This is a genomic window from Streptomyces lushanensis (assembly GCF_001700515.1).
In the GTDB taxonomy this organism is placed as follows: domain Bacteria; phylum Actinomycetota; class Actinomycetes; order Streptomycetales; family Streptomycetaceae; genus Streptomyces; species Streptomyces lushanensis.
Genome location: NZ_MAUD01000409.1, coordinates 1 through 5436 on the forward strand (window position 1 = coordinate 1; position 5436 = coordinate 5436).

Genomic DNA, 5436 nt, shown 5'->3' on the forward strand with positions numbered 1-5436 from the left:
CCCGTCCCGGTACCCCCTGTCCCCTTTCTGCCCGCTCCCTGGAGTGACTGCCCGTGACCACCCCTTCCTCCCGCCCGTCCGGAACCGACGGTCACCCGGCGCCGCCTCCCGGCTGCCCGGCCCACGGGCCGCGCCGGCTCTACGGACCCGAGGCCGAGAGCGACCCCATGGGTCTGTACGAGAAGCTGCGCGCCGAACACGGATCCGTCGCGCCCGTACTGCTCCAGGGCGATGTACCGGCCTGGCTCGTCCTCGGCCACGGCGAGAACCTCCATATGACCCGTACGCCCTCGCAGTTCTCCCGGGACTCACGGCGCTGGCGCGCGCAGCACGACGGCACCGCGCCCCCCGGCCACCCGCTGGCGCCGGTCTTCACCTGGCAGCCCATCTGCGTCTTCGCCGACGGCGCGGAGCACGAGCGGCTGCGCGGCGCGGTCACCGACTCGATCGCCCGTATCGACCACCGGGGTGTCCGCCGCCATATCAACCGCTACAGCAACCGGCTGGTCAACGAGTTCTGCCAGGACGGCAGGGCCGATCTGGTCAGCCGCTTCGCCGAGCATCTGCCGATGATGGTGATGGCGCAGATCCTCGGCATGCCCGAGGAGTACGACGAGCGCCTGGTGCAGGCCGCCCGCGACATGATCAAGGGCACCGGGACCGCCAACGAGAGCAACGAGTATGTGATGACCGTGCTGCGCAGGCTCGTCGCCCGTCGGCGCGAGACTCCCGAGGAGGACTTCGCCACCTGGCTGACGGAGCATCCGGCCGGGCTCACCGACGACGAGGTCGGCCAGCATCTGCGGCTGGTGCTCATCGCGGCCTACGAGACCACCGCCAATCTCATCGCCAATGTGCTCCGTATGGTGCTCACCGACCCACGGTTCCGGGCGCGGCTGAGCGGTGGCCACATGACGCTGCCGGAGGCGGTCGAGCAGACGCTCTGGGACGAGCCGCCGTTCACCACGATCCTCGGCCGCTGGGCGGTCGGCGACACCGAGCTGGGCGGCAAGCGCATCAAGGCGGGGGACGCGCTGATCGTCGGTATCGCGGCGGCCAACGCGGATCCGGTGGTACGCCCCGATCCCACCGCCTCCATGCGCGGCAACCGCTCCCATCTCGCCTTCAGCGGCGGTCCGCACGAGTGCCCGGGCCAGGACATCGGACGTGCCATCGCCGACACCGGGATCGACGCGCTGCTGCTGCGGCTGCCCGATCTCCAGCTCGCCGTGGCGGAGCACGAGTTGCGCTACTCGGCGGCGCTGATGTCCCGTCAGCTGGTGGAGCTGCCCGTGACGTTCGCCCCTCGGCCGCCGCAGGATGTCACCGGTCCGCCGAACGCGACTCCCGGTGCCCGGCGTCCGCAGTGGCAGGTGGACTCGCCCGGGCCGCTCCCCGAACCCCGGCCGCTGCCGCGGGAGCGGCAGCCGGAGGCACCACGCGAGGCCCCGGCCGCCGTCGCGGTGCCCCCGGAGCAGGCACCGGGCAACGCGCCGCGGCGCGCCTGGCGGACGGTGATCCGCTGGTGGCGCGGACACTGACCGGGGTCGCCTGACCGCGACTTGACGGCCGCGCTCTGTCCGACGGCCCGTCACACAGACCCGTACGGCGGCCTCGCCGCCGTACGGCCGGCGCTACTGCCCGTACGGACCGGTGCGAGCCGTACGGTCAGTACGCCGGGTCCAGTTGGTCCCACCACCAGGAGATCGTGGGGATCGGCAGCGGCTCCTGGCTGTCGTCCGCGGGCCGCTGCTTCCACCAGCCGCCGGGCGTCGCCCTCGGTCCCGACGGCACGGAGTAGCGGGGACAGATCGACGCCCAGTCGAGATGGCCGCGGACGAACTGGCCGAGCCCCTTGATGTACCGGCGCAGATCGTTGTCCGCCTCCTTGAGCACCTGCGCGGCCAGCCGCTCGAAGAGCACCATCACCCGGTCCCGCATCGCCACCACGCGGACGAGCGCACGCCGTGGGTCGAGTCCCTCCTCCTGGCAGAGGACATCGATCAGATTGAGATCGTCACCCGCCCGCAGCAGTTCCTTGTTCCGTGAGTAGAGATCGTTGTCCCAGCTCACCAGCGTCCAGGTGATCTCCGTGAGCGCGCGTATCCGTGGATCCTGCATGTCCTCGTCGGCCACCGAGAAGCCGCCGACGACCTCGATCATCGCCGTGGAGGGCGCCATCCCGATGGCGCGCATCCACAGCGTGACGTAGTCGTCCAGCGAGGGCAGCCGAGGGTTGCGGCGCCAGGACGCCTCCCACACCAGGCCCGAGGTGTAGATGCGCATCGCCTCCGTCAGCCGGCGCAACTGGCGCGGTGAAGCGAACCGTTCCGCCTCCAGCCGCAGCCGCCGCAGCGCCGCCGTGTGCGGTGAGTCGTGCGGTCCCCGCACGGTCGGCGCCTCCACGGCGCGCATGATCCGTGAGGTCTCCTGGGCGAGCAGATCCGCCGTGGCCCCGGACTCGTCGCACACACCGTCGTCCAGCGAGAAGAGCACGGCGTGGAACTTGGCCATGAGGGTGAGCGGTCCGAGCTCTCCGTACGGCATCGTCGAGGCCGTCAGACCGCCGAAGTCGCAGACGGCAAGCCGTTCGAGTTGATGCCTGTCGCTGTCGAGCCGCTGTTTGAGCATCCACCGTACGGTCCGGTCGTTGAGCGCCTTTACCGACGGGTGCCGGGCCGGCGGGACCGGACAGTAGAACGGCACAGCCGGAAGCTGCTGGACCAGGCGCTGTCCCGAAACATTCGAGACATCCGGGACTCGGGTCATGATCGGCCTCCGGGTACGGCGAGGGGCGGAAAAGTGACGTGCCGAGAAACGACGTACGGACGTGGCGTGGTGACGTTCGGGTGGAGCGTATATGCCCGTGTCGGATCGTCAACAACTATGCAATTGGCCACTGCCTGGCCGGAATTGACGGTCCGTGAGCTGAACGGACCGGTTCGGACCAGCCGTCCGGCGGGCGGGCGCCGTCGACGTGGTGAAAGGCCCGCTGTCCGGGAAGCGCTTCCGTGACGGCTTGCAGGGGACGCGGACATGTCCGGATCGTTCCCGGTACGCCATTGCGCGGGGCCGGTGTGAGACGGCCGGTACGAGACGGGTGTACGGCCCGGCGGGTCGCCGCACATGCCGGTGGGCCCCACGGCATGCGTGGGGCCCACCGGACCGGAGCCGCGCCGCCCCCGTCCCCACGGTGCGGCGCGCGGACCGACCGTCGCCATCCGCTCCGGCGACGGTCCGCCGTTCATGCGGGCGAGGCGGCCTCCAGCCCGAGCACGGGGAAGACCGCCGCCTCCAGGAAGCGGATGAGATACGGCTCGTCCGCGTTCCGGCCGGCCAGCATCGGCCGCGCGCGCACGACACCGATGAGCTGCGCGGCCACGAACTCGGCCGCGGGATTGTCCGCCGCGACCTCACCGCGCTCCACGGCGCGGCGGACCATCGTCTCGATCGCCTCGACCTCCGGCTGGATGACGGCCTCGCGCAGGGCCCGCAGCAGCTCCGGATTCTGGAGCGCGGCATGGCTGAGCGCGTGCAGCAGCGCGGTGTCGCGTCCCGCGCCGGTCGCCGCCGTGCACACCGCCATCCGAAGATCACCCGCCAGGCTGCCGGTGTCGATGTCCGCGAGTCTCATGCAGCTCGTACCCCGGAGCGCGGCGGCGACGAGCTGCGGCTTGGTGCGCCACTGGCGGTAGAGGGTGGACTTGCCGCAGCGTGAGCGCGCGGCGACGCCCTCCATGGTCAGTGCCTCGTAACCGCTCTCCCTGAGCAGATCCAGAGCGGCCTCGTAGAATTCCAGCTCCCGTTCCGGTGTGATCTTGGAGCGGCGCTGCGGCGTCATCGTCTCTCCCTGTTCCGTTTCCGCGTCCAATTCCCGTCCCCGTACTGCCTTTTCGCTGCCTTGCCGAGGGTTCCGATACGCCAGTGTACCGATACGAATCCGTATCGGTACACTGGCGTATCGATAGGGCGTGGTCCTGACCGCGTCGCCGCACCACCACGCCGTCACGCGCGACGTGCTGTCCTTGCAAGGGGGTCGGGTGATACACGCCCGCACTGGGCCCGCCGAACGGGAGCAGGACACTCCCGCCCGACCGCCCCTCGTACGCGAACTGCTGCTCGTCGCCGGACTCTTCCTCGTCTACAAATTCGGCAGGCAGGCCGCCACCGGCCACACCGCCGAGGCGTTCCGCAACGCCCACCGGGTCTGGGACTGGGAGCGCGCCCTCCGGCTCCCGGACGAGGGCACCGTCCAGGGCGTGCTGCTGCACGGCGGGACGCTCGTCCAGTGGGCGAACACGTACTACACGGCGGTGCACTTCCCGGCGACGCTGCTCTTCCTCTGCTGGCTCTACTGGCGCAGCCCCGGCCACTACGTCTGGGCCCGCCGGGTGCTCGCCGCGCTCACCGGTGCCGCGCTCGTCCTGCATGTGCTGATGCCGCTCGCGCCGCCGAGGCTGTTCACCGCGACCGGTCTGGTGGACACCGGCCGGGTGTACGGGCCGACGGCCTACAGCGCGGCGCCCGCCACCGACTCCGTGGCGAACCAGTTCGCGGCGATGCCCTCGCTCCATGTGGGCTGGGCCGTGATGGTCGCGGTCGGTCTCATCGCCGCCACCCGCTCCCGGTGGCGCTGGCTCTGGCTGCTCCATCCGCTGACGACGCTGTTCGTGGTCATCGGCACCGCCAATCACTACTGGCTCGACGCGGTGGTGGCCGTCGCGCTGCTGAGCGTCGCCCTGGCGTGCGTACGGGCGCCGGGCCGACGGCGCGGTTCCCGGATCGTGCGGTCCGGTCCTGGCATGCGGTCCGGCCACGACGTACGGACCGGACACGGTGTACGGGGCACGGCGGCGGACGGGTGGCCGGGAACGGCGAAGGAGACGGAGCCGGTGGCGGCACCGGCACGGATGTCCGGCCTCCCGCTGGCCGTGTCGGGAACGGCGCGGTGAGCGGCGCGACGGCGGTCGCCGTCACCCTGGCCCTGCTCTCCGCCGTCGCGTACGCCGCCGCGGCCGTCGCCCAGGAGCGGCTCGCCGCCCGTACCGCGCCGAAGGCCGGACTGCGCGCCCTGCTCGGCAGTGGCGCCTGGTGGTGGGCGGTCGGGCTGAACGCGACCGGCGGGCTGCTGCATGTGGTGGCCCTGGCGTACGGGCCGCTCACCGTGGTCCAGCCGCTGGGCGCGCTCACCCTGGTCGCGGCCGTCCCCCTGGGCGCGCGCCGCGCGGGGCGGCAGGTCAGCCGGAAGGAGTGGCGGGGCACGGGGTTCACACTCGTCGGCCTCGCGGCGATCCTGCTGGCGGCGGCGGGCACGGATACCGGGCCGAACGAGTCGCTCAGCCTGGCGCAGGCCCTCGGCGTGGGAGGCGTGGCACTGACGCTGGTCGCGTTGCTGGCCAGGCCCGGAGCCCGGCCGGGGCTTCCGCACGCGGCGGC

General features: G+C 71.8%; 4 protein-coding genes and 1 pseudogene. 3 read left to right on the forward strand and 2 right to left on the reverse strand.

Annotated elements, in window-relative coordinates:
- Window positions 1-53 precede the first annotated feature (53 nt).
- Window positions 54-1541, forward strand: coding sequence for a cytochrome P450 (locus BFF77_RS28030; protein WP_066955233.1), 1488 nt, complete (start codon window positions 54-56; stop codon window positions 1539-1541).
- A gap of 127 nt (window positions 1542-1668) precedes the next feature.
- Here the strand turns inward: BFF77_RS28030 and BFF77_RS28035 are convergent, their stop codons facing one another.
- Window positions 1669-2769, reverse strand: a complete 1101-nt coding sequence (locus tag BFF77_RS28035) for a terpene synthase family protein (protein ID WP_066955235.1) — start codon at window positions 2767-2769, stop codon at window positions 1669-1671.
- 475 nt (window positions 2770-3244) lie between these two features.
- Window positions 3245-3841, reverse strand: coding sequence for a TetR/AcrR family transcriptional regulator (locus tag BFF77_RS28040; RefSeq protein ID WP_066955238.1), 597 nt, complete (start codon window positions 3839-3841; stop codon window positions 3245-3247).
- 202 nt (window positions 3842-4043) lie between these two features.
- Between BFF77_RS28040 and BFF77_RS28045 the strand changes: the two genes are divergently transcribed.
- Entirely contained in the window at window positions 4044-4952 is a 909-nt protein-coding gene (locus BFF77_RS28045) for a phosphatase PAP2 family protein (RefSeq protein ID WP_169922744.1), read from the forward strand.
- Window positions 4949-5436, forward strand: a pseudogene (locus BFF77_RS28050) (hypothetical protein); the annotation flags it as partial. The gene BFF77_RS28045 and the pseudogene BFF77_RS28050, both read left to right, overlap by 4 nt.